Below are 17,046 nucleotides of genomic sequence, written 5' to 3'. Positions count from 1 at the left end.
TAGGCGGGAAAGTAGTTACTGCCTCAGATTCATCAGGTTATATTTTTGATGCTGACGGTATTGACGCTGAAAAGTTAGCCTACATCATGGAAATTAAAAATGTCAATTACGGTAGAATTTCCGATTACGTAGCCAAATATCCTAATGCAACATTCGTAGCCGGAAAACGACCATGGGAAGTTAAATGCGATATCGCTTTGCCATGTGCTACTCAAAACGAATTAAACGGAGAGGAAGCTAAAACTTTAGTTGCCAACGGTTGTATCTGTGTTGCAGAAGGCGCCAACATGCCTTCAACGCCGGAAGCTATTGAAGTCTTCTTACATGCGAAAATTTTATTTGCTCCCGGAAAAGCTTCAAACGCCGGTGGTGTTGCCACTTCAGGTCTCGAAATGTCTCAAAACTCTTTGCGATTAAGCTGGACTGCAGATGAAGTTGACCAAAGATTAAAAGATATTATGGCCAACATTCACGCCGCTTGTGTAAAATACGGAAAAGATGAAACCGGATACGTAGACTACGTGAAAGGTGCCAATGTAGCCGGTTTTGTTAAAGTAGCTGATGCTATGCTTGCACAAGGAATCGTATAAACCAAATAAAACCAACCACCAAAAACGCTTTAGAACTTTACGGTGCGACAGCGGAATAAAAACCATTTGCCAAAAAAAAGCCCTCAAATTGAGGGCTTTTTTTAACGCTCAACCGAATAGTTGAGCATATTTCTGTCGGACACTTCCAAATGTTTTCTTGAAATAAAAACATTTTTAAGCAGTTGTAATCGCCAACGGTTTCTCTTTTTCCAAGAGGAAAAGCTTTCGTTCTTCCAATCAAAATCAGGTTTCCAAAAATAGGATGGCGAAATATAACAGTAAGTATATGGCATCAAAAACGAACTGTTATTATTAGTCTCAACCACTTGTGACACTTTTGGGTCCCTTTTGATAGACTCAGGATATAAAAAAGTAATATTCCGTTGAACTGCTTCTCGCTTTAATGCTGATATCAGTTTTTCATAAGCGGTTTCAATTTCAGTCAAACTAAAATCGTTATACTGGGTTTCCCCTATTTTATCAATAGGGCGCAACTGAATCACATCAATAGAATATTGCCCGAAAACATCAAAAAAATCAGCTAACTCCATGAAATTATCTTTGTTAAAAGTATAATTAATTCGAAGCACCAACTTTGGATTGCGCTTTTTTTCCTTTGTTATATATTGCAATACCTCGTGAAATTTTTGATAGTCACCTTTGTCCATGAAATCTTCATAACTGCTTTTATGAACACCATGCAAAGACAGTATAAACTCATTCAATCCGGAAAATGAAAAATTAAAAACATCTTCTTCACTGAGTAAATTGCCATTAGTTACCATACTGATATAAGGAACCTTGTATTTTTTTGCCGTTTCTATTAGCTTCAAATTGTGCTTAAACAACGTTGGCTCTGCACCACATCCTATTTGAAGTTTTAAAGCATTCTTGAAATTAATTTTAGCTAAAAATTCTATATCATCCTCTTTCATCATTCCCTTCATGACTGTTTTCACATAATTCTGATCTGTAAAATAACACATCTTACACCGTAAATTACAAGCCATAACCGGATCCATATACAATCCTAAATAGCGCTGATCAAGCAAATCCAACAACCATAATCCTAAAAACTTAACTCTATGACTTTTAATAGTGTTGTTTATCTTTAATAGGCTGTATATCTTCATAGTATTCTGTTATTGTAACAAAACTACAAATAACATTTGTGATTCAATGGCGTGATTGATTAATAATTTAAATGATATTACAAAACAATTAATCGCCCTTTTTTTCGTTTACACTATATTTGTGTCAAATTGCTACCAAAATGAAGAAGTACCTATTTTACTTATTAATCTTTGTATTCCAGTGTGGTTGGTCCCAACAAAACCAAAATTGGAAAGGTTATTTCTCTTACAATCAAATCAAAGATATTTCTGAATCGGCTGCAAAAGTTTATGTTGCAAGTGAGAACGCTTTGTTTACTAAAAACATTGTATCAAACGACCTACAAACCATCAATACTATCGATGGCTTATCAGGACAAACCATTTCGGCTATGTACCATAGTGATGCCTTTCAAAAAACTATTGTTGGCTATGAAACCGGATTAATGATTGTAATTAATGATACCGACGGAAGCATGCTTAATGTAGTTGATATCATTAACAAAAACATTCCGGCAAACATCAAAAAAGTAAACCATTTTACGGAACACGAAGGCGTTTTATACATTTCCTGCGATTTTGGTATTGTACAGTACAAATTAGCTACACTAGAGTTTGGCGACACCTATTTTATTGGTCCAAACGGACAAGAAATTAAAGTGTATCAAACTGCCGTTTTTAATGGTGATTTATTGGCTGTTACGCAACTCAACGGGATTCGCAAAGCAAGTTTGTCAAATCCCAATTTGATTGATTTTGCTCAATGGACTTTGTTTGATGGCGGTTTTTGGTTCGGCCTTGTTAATTTCAATAACCAATTAATAGGTTACAACACAAATAATAAAGTGTATAAGTTTAACGGTGTGTTTTTTGAAGAATTGACTACTATTGGAGAACCTTGTAAAGACATAAGAGCCACCGAAGATTACACCATAGTAACTTCAGCAAATCATGTTTATCTTTTAAACACCAACTTAAACACTGTGGTACATATTCAAAGCAACCAAATCACATCGGCTTCTGTAACTTTTACTTCAGCAACAGTTATCAATGAGATCATTTACATTGGCACTAATGAAAACGGTATTTTATCAGCCCCTGTGAGTTCTCCAACCAACTTTGAATTCGTTATGCCTTCCGGCCCAACAAAAAACAAACTTTTTGCCATCGATGCTTCTTCTTCCAACTTATGGGCAGTCTATGGCGGTTATGATATTTTTTACAATCCGTTTAATTTTTTTGGCTTTACTCCTGCAGAATTTGGTGTCTCAAAATACAACTCTTCAAACGGTTGGTTACACATCCCTTACCCCGATTTATTGGGCGCAAAAGCCATCTCTAAAATCACGGTTAATCCAAATAATGAAAATCAGGTTTTCATGAGCTCTTATCACAGAGGTTTACTTAAAATTGAAAATGATATTCCCAATATTTTATACGACCAAACGAATAGCGGTTTAGAGTCGTTAGTAGACGGCTCAAATATTAGCGTTAGAATCAACGGAACTGCCTTTGACCGACAAGGCAATCTTTGGGTCACAAACAGCAATATTAAAAATCAATTAAAAGTTTTAAATTCCGGCGGACAATGGCAATCCTATAATATGGAAAATGTATTGGATAATTTTGGTTCTGCTAATATGAATAAAATCGTAATTGACAGATCCGGAACCAAATGGATGGCCACTTACCTTGACGGGGTTATTGCTTTCAACGAAACCGTAAACGAATTCAAAAAAATTACCGAAGGTCCGGATAACGGCAATTTGCCTTCCAGAGACGTCAGAGCTATCGCCATCGACAACAGAAATCAAGTTTGGATTGGCACCAACAAAGGACTTCGTGTGCTTCCCAGTACAGGAAGTTACAACGGCACTGAACAAATGAGAGCCAATGCTATTATCATTTTGGAAGATGACTTGGCGCAAGAACTCTTATTTGAACAATTCATTACTGATATAGTAATCAACGGCTCTAATGAAAAATGGATTGGAACTGCTGATTCCGGAGTTTTTCTCTTTTCTCCTAACGGTCAAGAATCTATTTATCATTTTACCAAAGATAATTCCCCGTTGCCCAGCAATGTGGTAAACGATATTGATATCAATGCCGAAACCGGAGAGGTTTTCTTTGCTACCGACAAAGGCATGGTGTCTTTTCAGGGAACTGCCACCAAACCGGCTGACAGTTTAAAAGAGGTATATGTTTATCCCAATCCTGTTCGGCCGGAGTTTGTAGGAACAGTAAAAATTGCCGGTCTAACTTCGGGAGCCAATATCAAAATTACCGATATCGAAGGAAGCTTGGTTTATGAGACTACCTCAACCGGCGGAACTATAGAATGGGATACAACGGCCTTCGGAAAATACAAAGTAGCCTCGGGCGTTTACATGATTTTTATAGCTGCCGAAGATGCCTCAGAAACTACGGTTAAAAAAGTGATGATAATCCGATAACTTCGTACTTCAAACTTCGTAAATCGTACTTTTTAGATGCTCGTCAAAACCAAAGCCATCGTCATTTCTTCACTGAAATATCAGGAAAAAAGCCTGATAGTAAAGTGCTTAACCCAAAGCGATGGTCTAAAAAGCTATTTTGTGCCCAATGCTTTTTCGGTCAAAAAATCCAACCAAAAAATTGCCTACTTTCAGCCGTTAACGCTACTCGAAATTGAAGCCAATCACAAAAACAAAGGCACTTTAGAACATTTCAAAGAAATCAAACTGGCACACGCCTTCCAAACCATCAATACCGACATCATCAAAAGTACCATCGTTATTTTTCTCTCCGAAATGCTCCACCACAGCATACACGAAGAAGAAAAAAACGAGCGCTTGTTCACGTTCTTGGAAACGGCTTTGCTCTGGCTCGACACCCATGAAGAAACTTCTAATTTCCATTTGATTTTACTATTGGAAATCACCAAATTTCTGGGTTGTTATCCCGATACTTCCGAGATGGATTATCCTTATTTTGAATTGAAAGAAGGCTTTTTTTCGCCTACCTTGGGAATAGGTTGTCTGACTGAAAACGAAACCCGTTTATTCAAAAAATTAATCGATTTGAAATTCGACAGTCCGCAAAAAATATTTAACGGCAACGAACGCCATCTCTTACTAAAAATCCTCTTGGATTATTACACTTTTCACTTGGTTGGCTTCAAAAAACCAAAATCACTAGACGTTTTAAAAGAAGTTTTTGCTTAAAATTTTATGGGCGTTTCCCTTTGGGCCGCGTCTTCCGCTACAATCTTTTTTAATCATATTATGGCAATTCAAGGAACTTTGGGCAAAAAAAGGATTTTCGCTCCAACCGCTAACGCAAAAACTCCCGTCTCATAACCCATAACTCATAACAATTTATTACTTTCGCAAACTGATTAAAGAAAACGACAAAAATGAGTACTAAGTTTACTGAATACAAAGGACTTGACTTGCCAACGGTAGCCTCTGAAGTTCTTGCATTTTGGAAAAAAAACAACGTCTTTGAACAAAGTGTTACCTCTCGCGAAGGTGCCACACCTTATGTGTTTTTTGAAGGACCGCCGTCGGCCAATGGCTTACCGGGCATTCACCACGTAATGGCACGTGCCATCAAGGATATTTTTTGTCGTTACAAAACCCAAAAAGGTTTCCAAGTCAAACGAAAAGCAGGCTGGGACACTCACGGTTTACCGGTTGAACTGGGCACCGAAAAAGAATTAGGCATCACCAAAGAAGACATTGGCAAAACCATCTCGGTAACCGAATACAATGAAGCGTGTAAAAGAACCGTAATGCGCTACACCGATGTATGGAATGACCTGACCGAAAAAATGGGCTATTGGGTAGATATGGACAATCCATACGTGACCTACAAATCCAAATACATGGAAACCGTTTGGTGGTTGCTTAAACAAATTTACAACAAAGACTTACTCTACAAAGGCTACACCATACAGCCTTATTCGCCCAAAGCGGGAACCGGTTTGTCTTCGCACGAAGTCAATCAACCCGGCAGTTACAGAGATGTAACCGATACAACTGTTGTAGCACAATTCAAAGCCAAAGCAGCAACCTTACCAAGTTTTTTACAAGGCTTCGGCGATATTCATATCTTAGCTTGGACGACCACACCATGGACTTTACCTAGCAACACCGCTTTGACAGTTGGTCCAAAAATCGATTATGTTTTGGTAAAAACGTTTAACCAATACACCTTTGAACCGGTGAATGTGATTTTGGCCAAGAATTTGGTCGGAAAACAATTCGGCGGAAAATTTTTTATAGCCGAAAGCGAGGACGATTTTACCAATTACAAAGCAGAAGACAAAAAAATCCCATACCAAATTCTAACGGAAGCAAAAGGGGTTGATTTGGTAGGCATCCACTACGAACAATTGTTACCGTATACTTTACCGTATCAAAATCCTGAAAACGCTTTCCGCGTAATTTCGGGCGATTTCGTCACTACTGAAGACGGAACCGGAATTGTACACACTGCGCCGACTTTCGGTGCCGATGATGCTAAAGTGGCCAAAGAAGCGACTCCGGAAGTACCGCCTATGTTGGTGTTAGACGAAAACGGCAATCCTGTTCCTTTGGTAGATTTACAAGGGAAATTCGTAGCCCAAATGGCTGATTTCGCCGGAAAATATGTCAAAAACGAATACTACAACGAAGGCGAAGCGCCTGAAAAATCAGTAGACGTGGAAATTGCCATCTTACTGAAAGAACAAAACAAAGCCTTCAAAGTAGAAAAATACGTGCACAGTTATCCACATTGTTGGAGAACAGACAAGCCAATTTTGTATTATCCTTTAGATTCTTGGTTCATCAAAGTAACCGAAATCAAAGACCGCATGTTCGATCTTAACGAAACCATCAATTGGAAGCCCAAAGCTACCGGAGAAGGACGTTTCGGAAACTGGTTGAAAAATGCCAACGACTGGAACTTGTCGCGCTCGAGATATTGGGGCATTCCATTGCCGATTTGGAGAAGCGAAGACGGAACGGATGAAATACTTATCGGTTCGGTAGAAGAATTGTATACTGAAATCGAAAAATCCATAGCCGCCGGTTTCCAAACTGAAAATCCATACAAAGGATTCCAAATCGGAGACATGAGCGAAGCCAATTACGACTTGGTGGATTTGCACAAAAATGTGGTAGACAACATTATTTTGGTATCGCCATCCGGCCAACCGATGAAACGCGAAACCGATTTGATTGACGTTTGGTTCGACTCGGGCGCTATGCCTTATGCCCAATGGCATTATCCATTTGAAAACCGCGAATTAATCGACGATAACAAAGCTTTCCCGGCCGATTTTATTGCAGAAGGTGTCGACCAAACCCGTGGTTGGTTCTATACACTTCACGCCATAGCAACCTTGGTTTTTGATAAAATTGCCTATAAAAATGTAGTGTCAAATGGTTTGGTTCTTGACAAAAACGGACAAAAAATGTCGAAACGTTTGGGCAATGCCGTAGATCCGTTTGAAACCTTAAAAGAATACGGTCCCGATGCTACGCGTTGGTACATGATTGCGAATGCCAATCCGTGGGACAACTTAAAATTTGATATCGAAGGAGTGGCCGAAGTACGACGTAAATTTTTCGGGACACTTTATAATACTTACTCGTTCTTCAGTTTATATGCGAACATCGACGGCTTTAAATATACGGAAGCCGAGGTACCATTGAACGAAAGACCTGAAATTGACCGTTGGATTTTATCGGAATTGCATACTTTAATCAAAACCGTTGACGAAGCGTATGCCGATTATGAACCTACGAAAGCAGCCCGTGCGATATCTGATTTTGTACAGGAAAACTTGAGCAACTGGTACGTGCGCTTGTGCCGTAGAAGATTTTGGAAAGGCGAATACGGCACGGATAAAATTGCGGCTTATCAAACCCTATACACTTGCTTACTAACCGTAGCAAAATTATCCGCTCCGATTGCTCCGTTTTTTATGGATCAATTGTACCGCGACTTGGTTAATGCCACTGAAAGCGAGAGTTTTAGTAGTGTTCACCTAGCCAAATTCCCTGTTTCGGTTGAAAACTTTGTTGATAAATCATTAGAGAGCAAAATGTTGAAAGCCCAAACAGTTTCTTCCCTAGTTTTATCACTCCGAAAAAAGGAAATGATAAAAGTACGTCAACCTTTGCAAAAGGTAATGATTCCAATACTTGACGAGTCTCAGCGTGCTGAAATTGAAGCGGTTTCCGACCTGATAAAAGCCGAAGTAAACGTAAAAGAAATAGAGCTTTTAGATGATGCTTCGGGCGTTTTGGTAAAACAAATTAAACCCAATTTTAAGGCTTTAGGGCCACGTTTTGGCAAAGACATGGGATTGATTTCCAAAGAGATACAAGGTTTTAGCCAAGAACAAATCAACGAATTGGATGCCAAAGGCGAATTAACGCTTGTTATTTCAGGAAAAAGTATAATTTTATCATTAGAAGATGTTGAGATTTCTTCTCAAGATATTCCCGGTTGGTTAGTGGCCAATGCCAATGGTATAACTGTTGCGTTAGACATCACATTGACCGACACTTTAAAAAATGAAGGAATTGCCAGAGAATTAGTGAATCGAATTCAAAATCTAAGAAAAGATAGCGGATTTGAAGTCACTGATAAAATCAAAGTGCAGTTACAACAAAATCCGATTTTGGCTCAAGCCATTAAGGAAAATGAAAACTATATCAAATCGGAAACACTAACCGAGAGTTTGGTTTTAGAAAATGAGATTGCCGAAGGTTCTGAAATAGAATTTGATGAGATAAAAACAAGAATATTAATTTCTAAATAATTAGGTAAAGATTATGGTAGAAGAAAAATTAAGATACTCAGATGCTGATTTAGCAGAGTTCAAAGAAATTATTTTAGCAAAAATTGAAAAAGCAAAAGCCGATTTAGATTTGATAAAAAGCGCTTACATGAACGATTTGAACAACGGTACCGATGATACATCGCCAACGTTCAAAGCATTTGAAGAAGGCAGCGAAACCATGTCTAAAGAAGCCAACTCACAGTTGGCGATTCGTCAGGAAAAATTCATCCGCGATTTGAAAAATGCTTTATTCCGTGTAGAGAACAAAACCTATGGGGTTTGTAAAGTAACCGGAAAATTAATTTCAAAAGAGCGCTTGAAAATTGTACCTCATGCCACGATGAGTATCGAAGCTAAAAATTTACAGCGATAATTCAATTATTGACCCATAAAAAAGCCCCGAGATTTCGGGGCTTTTTTTATAAAGTTATCTGACTGATTAAAGTTAGCGTAAAATTAGGACCGTAATGGTATTGAGTAATGGTGTTGTCGCCTACCGTAATCAAATGACTGTCTAACGGAATCACATCTTTTACATTATTGGTGTAACTGTTTTCTAAAACTAAACCGGCACTATTAGCAGCATTAAAAATCTTCAAACCGTTAGCTCCACAACCAACATACAACACGCCGTTTTTGATGCCTAATCCGTAAGGTTCATTCAACAAATAAGTTGATAACAAAGTCGGATTAGCAATATTAGTCACGTCGATTACATTTATTTGGTCCTCAATTGCTCCGCAGGTCGAACCGCCTCGAATAGTAATGTAGGCTGTATTTCCAAAAACCACCACCGGATCACATGCTGTAGCATGTTCAAAACCGGAAACAAAATAGGGATTGAATTCGTCTTCGGCATCCACCGTATACATTCCTGTTGTTGAACCTACAAATAAGATGTCTTTTTGAATAAATAAAGTTTCAAATTCACCACCGCCAAACCACTGCGTCATGTAAACTTCTTTGACAAAAAAAGCATTAACCGGATCCGCAATATTAAAAACATTCAATTTAAAGGCATCAATAGTATAAAGTGCATCATTGTTAATTTGAAAACGAGCATAAGAACCGCCAATGCCAATGTTGCCACTGTTAGCACTTTCAAAACCGGCCAAAGCATCATTGGCAAAAACGATTTCTTGCCCTCGTGGTCTAGGTTTCATTTCAATAGTAAATCCGGTAACAATTTCATCCAAATTCTGATTAACGGTATAGTCATAAAATTCGGCGTCTTCAGGATAATCCGGAACAAAAGCAACCGCATTAGGTACCGTTCTGACTAAAGAAATGTTTTCAATATTACTGATATCAAATACCAACAGATCCACAAAATTATCGGCAAACAAATAATTCCCTTTCACGGCTATATCATGAACGCCGGCCAAGTTGATAAAAGCAATGTTTTGAGGTGATGCCGGATTGGAATTATTGAAAACATGTACGCCCGACTCTTGAGCTATGTAAAAAAGATAATTTTCAGCCACATAAATCTTCCCGTTGGATTGGGTAGGTTGGGCCGAAGTTACCGAAACACTACTTCTTATTTCTGACAAGGATTTTACCGTAGGCACAGCAAATTTTGCCAAAACGGCGTCTTCTTCTTTTTCACAAGATACTATTGAAAGTACTGCAAAGACAAATAAAAAGGAATAAAAATTTTTCATACGTTTATTGTATTGGTTTGATTTTACAGAGATGGAAAAACAACGTTAGGGTTGCTTTTCACTGTAAAATTAATCAAAGTTTAGTTGTTCTCGCTAAAATGTGTTGGATGAGTAGACTAACAAAAAAAATATTCTGCTTTTTGTGTAATAATATTGCTATTTTTGCGCCATTAAAACCCTAAAAATGTCATTAAGAAACTCTATTTTAATTATTGCAATTATCTTATTGATTGATCAATTTATTAAGATTTATATCAAAACCAATTTTTTCTATGGTGATGCCAGCCAAATTGATGTAACCGGTTGGTTTAAAATATTGCTGATTGAAAATGAAGGAATGGCATGGGGAACCAAAATTCCTGGTGAATACGGAAAATTAATCCTTACTTCATTCCGAATTTTGGCTATTTGCGGTATTGGTTATTGGTTGTATGACGCCAGTACCAAACACAGTTCAAAATACCTGATGGTGGCCATTGCCCTTATCTTCGCAGGAGCAGCAGGAAACATAATCGACTCGGTATTTTATGGTGTTTTATTTGACGAAAGCACTCGTTATCACATTGCCACTTTTTCGCCTGACCAACCTTACGGCACCTTGTTTCATGGTAAAGTGGTTGACATGTTGTACTTCCCTATTTATGAAGGCACTTTTCCGGAATGGTTGCCAATTTGGGGAGGTGAACCTTTTAAATTCTTTAACGCCATTTTCAACATAGCCGATATGGCCATTTCTACCGGTGTCGGGATTTTGATTGTCTTCAACAAAAAAGCCTTTACTAAGAAGACTTCGTTGGGAACTTATGAATAGTTTCAGGGGTAACGCAATAGTCTAACCTAATATCGTTAGGAGATACATCAGCTATACTTTCTTCAGGATTAAAAAACGATAAACCTATTTTGATTACCTGTTCTTTGCATTGCGATAAAAATGTATCGTAAAAACCTTTGCCGTAACCTACTCGGTTTCCGTTTTTATCATACGCCAACAAGGGCACAAACACCACCTCAATCTTTGTCGGTGGCACTTCAATACCGTCAACAGGTTCGTAAATATTGTATTCGCTTTTTTGAAACTTGGTATTGTCTGTGAGTAAAAAATGTGTCATTTGGCAAGTGTCAAAATGACTTTTAGAAACCACTATATCTTTGTCTTTCCCGGCCAAAATCTGTAAAACAAATTCGGTATCTACTTCTTTTTGCTCCTCAATAGTTAGGAACAAATGAAAATAAGACTTGTCCCAAATATCCAATTGTAATAAGCGATTGGCTATGGCTAAGCTTTTATCTTCAATTTGATCAAGGGTAAGTTCTAAACGAAGTTCTTTGTATTTCTTGCGTAACTCTTTTTTAAACATAAGTAGTAGCCATCAAATCTGCTATAAAAGTAGTCAAATGTTCTACTTCTACGTGATCCATCAGCACAATTTTGTACCACTTATTGTTTTCATCATGCTGTTGCGGAACCAAATCATATTTCTCGGCCAAGTGTAGCGGAATATAATCGGCTTTAATCGTTACAATATTCATAAACGGCTCTCGAAAATATTGAATATTCATGGCATCCAATTGGTTACACAAAAAACGGGTTCGCATTTGTAACACACTCACTTTTTCAAACCAACCGTTTGGTCCGTAAGTAAACAAAATCATCCAAACCGCAACAGCATTGGCGCCGCTTCGACTGCCGCAAAGCGTTAAATCCATGCCTTCTACATATTCCGCTTCTTTGGTTAGTACGTTTTCGATGTAGCCTTTTCGGCAAATAAAAACACCGGTTCCGTAGGGCGCTTGCAACATTTTGTGCGCGTCTATGGTAATGGAACTGATTTTGGGATTACTGAAATTAATCACCGATTGCTGGTTGCTGAACGGATATACAAATCCACCATAAGCAGCGTCAATGTGGAGTTTATAATGCAAGTTGTGCTTTTCAAATACAGCGATATACGCTTCCGGATTGTCGACCGAACCAAACATCGTTGTGCCCAAGTTAGAAACGACAATAAAGTATTTCTTGCCTTTGTTTATTGACTCGAGAATGATTTGTTCCAATTGGATTTTATCAATCTCACGGGTATCAAAATCAACCGGAATTTTCAGCCAGTCTAATTGTAATAAATTAGAAGCTTTCGGAATAGAATAATGAGTATCTACTGAAGCTACTATAGCTATTTCTTCCGTTTGAGCGTCAAAATTATTGATGTAATAATTGCGAAACATCCAAATGGCTTGGATATTGGCTTCGGTACCGCCGGGTGAAATATAACCGTCAAAACCATTCGGCTCTGCTTTAAAAATATCGACCGCTAGCACGTTTAACACTTCTCTTTCAATATTATGTGTTCCGTTAAAAGCTTTCTCGGAAGTACCAAATGTATGACAACCAATATTGTTCGGATTGGCTACATAAGTCTGCAAAATTGGTGCGTCTTTCAAGAATGGCGCTTCGTCGTTAAACACCTTACTGTCTAATTTTGAAGCGGGATAACCTAAAGAAATGTCTTTTGAAAAATTCACATTGTCGTACAGTGCCTTTTCAATACGTTCCTTTCGTTCTTCGTTGGTGAGTTTCTTCCAGAATTTCATACCTAAAATTTTCGTCAAAACTAAGTTTTACACTCCGCAAAAAACATGATAATTGTTAGGCTTTACGACTCTTGTATTTATGCCAATTTCCGTTAACTTTGTTTTTATGGAAATTCCGACTATAGCATTACAACTGCAAACCTTACCCGATAGTCCGGGCGTTTACCAATATTACGACAAAGACGGTAAAATATTATACGTTGGAAAAGCCAAAAACCTTAAAAAAAGAGTTTCCTCCTATTTCAACAAACTCCACGACAATGCTAAAACCAATGTATTAGTAAAGAAAATTGCAGAAATCAAACACATCGTGGTGGCTTCTGAAGCCGATGCCCTTTTGTTGGAAAATAACCTCATCAAAAAACTGCAACCGCGTTACAACGTGTTGCTCAAGGACGACAAAACCTATCCGTGGATTTGCATCAAAAAAGAACCTTTTTCGAGAATATTTCCCACGCGCCGCATGGTGAAAGACGGCTCGGAATATTTTGGCCCCTATACCAATTTTAAAACGGTCAACACCATATTGGATTTAATCAAAGAATTGTATCCGTTGCGGACTTGTAACTATGATTTAAGCCAAGCCAATATCCAATCAGGCAAATATAAAGTGTGTTTAGAATACCATATCGGCAACTGCAAAGGTCCTTGTGAAGGGTATGAATCCTTAGCAAATTATCAAAAGCAAGTGGATGCCATTCGAGAAATTCTCAAAGGCAATTTTAAAGACAGTTTGAGGGATTTTAAAAAACTGATGCAGGAATTGGCTGCCGAAATGAAATTCGAAGCCGCGCAGAAAATCAAAGAAAAAATTGAAGTCCTCGAAAACTACCAATCGCGTTCCACCATTTTAAATCCGAAGATTTCCAATGTAGATGTGTTTTCTATAGTTTCAGATGAATCGATGGCATATGTCAACTTTTTACAAATTGCACACGGCGCCATTATCCGTTCGCATACAATGGAAATCAAAAAGAAACTCGCCGAAACCGATGAAGAATTGTTAGAATTAGCCGTAGTCGAGTTACGAGAGCGTTTTCATTTAAACACCAAAGAAATTATTTTGCCGTTTGAGCTCGATTTTGGCGATAAAATAAAAGTCACAGTACCGCAACTCGGAGACAAAAAACAAATTCTAGAACTATCGCAACGCAACGCCAAATACCAGCGTTTGGAACAACTCAAACAAATTCAAATTGTTGATCCCGAACGCCATACCAACCGCATCATGGCGCAAATGCAAAAAGACCTTCGATTACCGGCAGAGCCGCGACACATTGAATGTTTTGACAATTCAAACATACAGGGAACGAATCCGGTTTCGGCCTGTGTGGTTTTTAAAGACGGGAAACCGAGTAAGAAAGACTATCGACATTTCAACATCAAAACAGTCGAAGGACCGAACGACTTTGCCTCGATGGAAGAAGTGGTTTACCGAAGATACAAACGCCTTCTTGATGAAAACCAATCGTTACCGCAATTGATTATCATAGATGGCGGAAAAGGGCAATTGTCATCGGCACTCAAAAGCATAGACGAATTGGGTTTGAGAGGTAAAGTTGCCATTATAGGTATTGCCAAAAGATTAGAAGAGTTGTTTTATCCCGGTGATTCAGTGCCTTTGTACTTGGATAAAAAATCGGATACACTGAAAATCATTCAGCACCTGCGCAACGAAGCGCACCGTTTTGGGATTACGCACCATCGGGACAAACGCAGCAAATCGGCCTTGCAAACTTCTATGGAAACCATTCCCGGAATTGGCGAAAAAACCATGTTGGCATTACTAAAACATTTCAAAAGTGTTAAAAGATTGCAATCGGCCACAGAAAAAGAAATTTCTGAGGTTGTAGGTGCGTCGAAAGCCAAAAAAATTTCCGAATTTTACAACATTGGTAATTCCTAGTCTCCTTTTATGAAAAAATCTATACTGCTTCTTGTTGCGTTCTTTTTTCTTCAAGTGATTGTGGCACAAGACTCAACTAAAACCAAGAGACCGAAAATTGGTTTGGTTTTAAGTGGTGGTGGCGCCAAAGGATTTGCTCACATTGGTGTTTTAAAAGTATTAGAAGAAGCCGGTGTTAAGATTGACTTCATTGGCGGTACCAGTATGGGCGCAGTAGTCGGCGGATTATACGCTTCGGGTTATAGTGCAACCCAAATAGATTCTATTTTTTACAATACTGATTTCGACGAGTTGCTGCAAGATTACATTCCGCGTTCTTCCAAAAGCTTTTACGAAAAGCGAAATGACGAAATGTACGCACTGACATTACCCTTTCAAAAATTTAAAATCGGCATTCCGATAGCGCTTTCCAAAGGCATGTACAACTATAATTTGTTGTCAAAATTAACGCATCGTGTTCGCCATATTAGAGAGTTTAATAAACTCCCAATTCCTTTTTTGTGTGTCGCTACCGATATTGAAACCGGAGAAGGTGTTATTTTAAAAGAAGGGTATTTAGCGCAAGCATTATTGGCCAGTTCGGCATTTCCTTCCTTATTTTCACCGGTGGAAATTGACGGAAGGGTTTTGATAGACGGCGGTGTGGTCAATAATTATCCTGCAGAAGAAGTACGTAAAATGGGTGCTGATATTATCATTGGGGTTGACGTTCAGGATGATTTAAAAAACCGTGATGCTTTGAAAGATGCTACCCGAATTTTAGTTCAAATTACTAACTTGGACATGATTAAAAGCATGAACGAGAAAAAGAAAATCACTGATATTTACATCAAACCCGACATTTCAAATTATGGCGTAATTTCTTTTAATGAAGGAAAAGAGATCATCAAAAAAGGAGAAATTGCCGCCGTGTTAGAGATCGATAAAATCAAAAAATTGGTAAGTCCGAAAGAGCAATACACATTAAAACAACACCCTATTCAAAGTGACACTCTAATCATTAAAAGCATTAGTCTTAATCGTCTTGAAAATTTTACCAGAGCTTATATTTTAGGAAAACTGCGTTTTAAAAGTGGGAAAAAAATCAGTTACGACGACTTGAAAACCGGAATTAACAACCTTAATGCAACGCAAAACTTCAGCCGAATCAGTTACACCATTGAACCCTATCAAGGTGCCGACGAGTTAAAGTTAAATCTAACTGAAAATGACACTAAAACGCTATTGAAATTCGGATTGCATTATGATGGTTTATACAAAAGCGCATTGTTAACCAACATTACGCAAAAAAAATCATTGTTTAAAAATGATGTCGTTTCGCTTGATATTGGGCTTGGCGATAATATTCGCTACAATTTAGATTACTACATTGACAATGGGTTTTATTGGAGTTTCGGACTAAAATCGAGGTACAATAAGTTCAATCGAAATGTGGAAACAGATTTTCGAGATGGTGAAATTTTAGGCCAATTAGGATTAAACAGTATCAATATAGATTTCTCAGATTTTACGAATCAAGCCTACGTGCAAACCGTTTTTATACAAAAATTTCTTATCGGTGCCGGATTAGAACTGAAACACATCAAAATCAAATCGGATAATTTAAGCAGTGTCAATCCGGTTTTTGAAAAAAGTCTTTACACTAGTGTTTTTGGTTATATGAAATTTGATTCTTTTGACAATAAATTATTTCCTAAAAAAGGATGGTTTCTCTCGGGCGATATACAATCATTTTTGTATTCATCAGATTACACTCAAGAATTTAATCGCTTCTCCATAGCCAAAGGAGAAATCGGCTTAGTAAAATCTTTTAATAAAAAAGTAACGCTAAAAGTCCAATCGGAACTTGGATTAGCCTTTGGGGATGAAAGTGTACACTTTTTTGATTTTGTTTTGGGTGGCTATGGCTTTAATACTATCAATAATTTCAGGCATTTCTACGGATATGATTTTTTGAGTTTAGCGGCAGACAGTTATATTAAATCCTGCTTTACCGTCGACTATGAATTTTATAAAAAAAATCATTTTAACTTCTCGGCAAATTATGCTAATATAGAAGATGGTTTGTTCCGAACAGGCGATTGGCTTTCGAAACCAACTTACAACGGATATGCTATTGGCTATGCTTTGGAATCGGTCATTGGTCCGGTTGAAGTCAAATACACCTGGTCACCTGAACTTACCAGAGGTTACACCTTTATCAGCGTTGGATTTTGGTTCTGATGCCTAATCAAACAGCAAAAATTATATTTTTGTGATTTTTGAAACAGAAAAAACTATATTTGGAATCTATTAACTAAACCAAACTATTTATGTCAATTTGGAGAGTAAAACCTGTGGCTGCTTTTGAAGCAGACATGAAAAA

At 37.8% G+C, this 17,046-nt stretch carries 11 protein-coding genes and 1 pseudogene; 8 read left to right on the top strand and 4 right to left on the bottom strand.

All coding sequences use genetic code 11. The annotated features are described in order from the left end of the window. Positions 1 to 590: pseudogene (locus tag ACIQ32_RS07845) on the top strand (glutamate dehydrogenase); the annotation flags it as partial. A gap of 101 nt (positions 591 to 691) precedes the next feature. Here the strand turns inward: ACIQ32_RS07845 and ACIQ32_RS07840 are convergent. Continuing rightward, positions 692 to 1,723 (bottom strand): radical SAM protein, encoded by a 1,032-nt coding sequence (locus tag ACIQ32_RS07840; RefSeq protein ID WP_396195132.1) that lies wholly within the window; start codon positions 1,721 to 1,723, stop codon positions 692 to 694. 140 nt (positions 1,724 to 1,863) lie between these two features. On the opposite strand from ACIQ32_RS07840, the gene ACIQ32_RS07835 reads away from it, so the two are divergent. From ACIQ32_RS07835 to ACIQ32_RS07820, 4 genes are all read left to right on the top strand, one after another. Next, a complete protein-coding gene (locus tag ACIQ32_RS07835) occupies positions 1,864 to 4,158 on the top strand; it encodes a T9SS type A sorting domain-containing protein (protein ID WP_396195131.1) in 2,295 nt (764 codons plus the stop codon). 36 nt (positions 4,159 to 4,194) lie between these two features. Continuing rightward, positions 4,195 to 4,908: a DNA repair protein RecO gene (gene recO / locus ACIQ32_RS07830; protein WP_396195130.1), complete on the top strand. Its 714-nt coding sequence runs from the start codon at positions 4,195 to 4,197 to the stop codon at positions 4,906 to 4,908. A gap of 191 nt (positions 4,909 to 5,099) precedes the next feature. After that, complete coding sequence (ileS, locus tag ACIQ32_RS07825; RefSeq protein WP_396195129.1) at positions 5,100 to 8,501, top strand: isoleucine--tRNA ligase; 3,402 nt, start codon at positions 5,100 to 5,102, stop codon at positions 8,499 to 8,501. Between the two features lie 13 nt (positions 8,502 to 8,514). Continuing rightward, entirely contained in the window at positions 8,515 to 8,895 is a 381-nt protein-coding gene (locus tag ACIQ32_RS07820) for a TraR/DksA C4-type zinc finger protein (RefSeq protein ID WP_121312043.1), read from the top strand. A gap of 46 nt (positions 8,896 to 8,941) precedes the next feature. Here ACIQ32_RS07820 and ACIQ32_RS07815 read toward each other — a convergent pair whose 3' ends face one another. Then, positions 8,942 to 10,186, bottom strand: a complete 1,245-nt coding sequence (locus tag ACIQ32_RS07815) for an LVIVD repeat-containing protein (RefSeq protein WP_396195128.1) — start codon at positions 10,184 to 10,186, stop codon at positions 8,942 to 8,944. A gap of 184 nt (positions 10,187 to 10,370) precedes the next feature. Between ACIQ32_RS07815 and ACIQ32_RS07810 the strand changes: the two genes are divergently transcribed. Further along, positions 10,371 to 10,997: a lipoprotein signal peptidase gene (locus ACIQ32_RS07810; protein ID WP_396195127.1), complete on the top strand. Its 627-nt coding sequence runs from the start codon at positions 10,371 to 10,373 to the stop codon at positions 10,995 to 10,997. Here ACIQ32_RS07810 and ACIQ32_RS07805 read toward each other — a convergent pair. Together ACIQ32_RS07805 and ACIQ32_RS07800 are read right to left on the bottom strand one after the other, a co-directional pair. Further along, positions 10,966 to 11,544, bottom strand: a complete 579-nt coding sequence (locus ACIQ32_RS07805; RefSeq protein ID WP_396195126.1) for a 5-formyltetrahydrofolate cyclo-ligase — start codon at positions 11,542 to 11,544, stop codon at positions 10,966 to 10,968. The two genes, ACIQ32_RS07810 and ACIQ32_RS07805, sit on opposite strands and share 32 nt — an antisense overlap. Further along, positions 11,537 to 12,775 carry a pyridoxal-dependent decarboxylase gene (locus ACIQ32_RS07800; protein ID WP_396195125.1) on the bottom strand — a complete coding sequence of 413 codons (1,239 nt, stop codon included), beginning with the start codon at positions 12,773 to 12,775 and terminating at the stop codon, positions 11,537 to 11,539. Before ACIQ32_RS07800 ends, ACIQ32_RS07805 begins: the two co-directional genes overlap by 8 nt. A 106-nt stretch (positions 12,776 to 12,881) precedes the next feature. Between ACIQ32_RS07800 and uvrC the strand changes: the two genes are divergently transcribed. Continuing rightward, entirely contained in the window at positions 12,882 to 14,681 is a 1,800-nt protein-coding gene (uvrC, locus tag ACIQ32_RS07795) for an excinuclease ABC subunit UvrC (RefSeq protein ID WP_396195124.1), read from the top strand. A gap of 9 nt (positions 14,682 to 14,690) precedes the next feature. After that, on the top strand, positions 14,691 to 16,904 hold the full coding sequence (locus ACIQ32_RS07790) for a patatin-like phospholipase family protein (RefSeq protein WP_396195123.1): 2,214 nt from the start codon (positions 14,691 to 14,693) through the stop codon (positions 16,902 to 16,904). Positions 16,905 to 17,046 lie beyond the last annotated feature (142 nt).

This window comes from Flavobacterium sp. (assembly GCF_044373165.1).
Classification (GTDB): Bacteria; Bacteroidota; Bacteroidia; order Flavobacteriales; family Flavobacteriaceae; genus Flavobacterium.
This window is presented reverse-complemented; position numbering and strand designations above follow the sequence as displayed.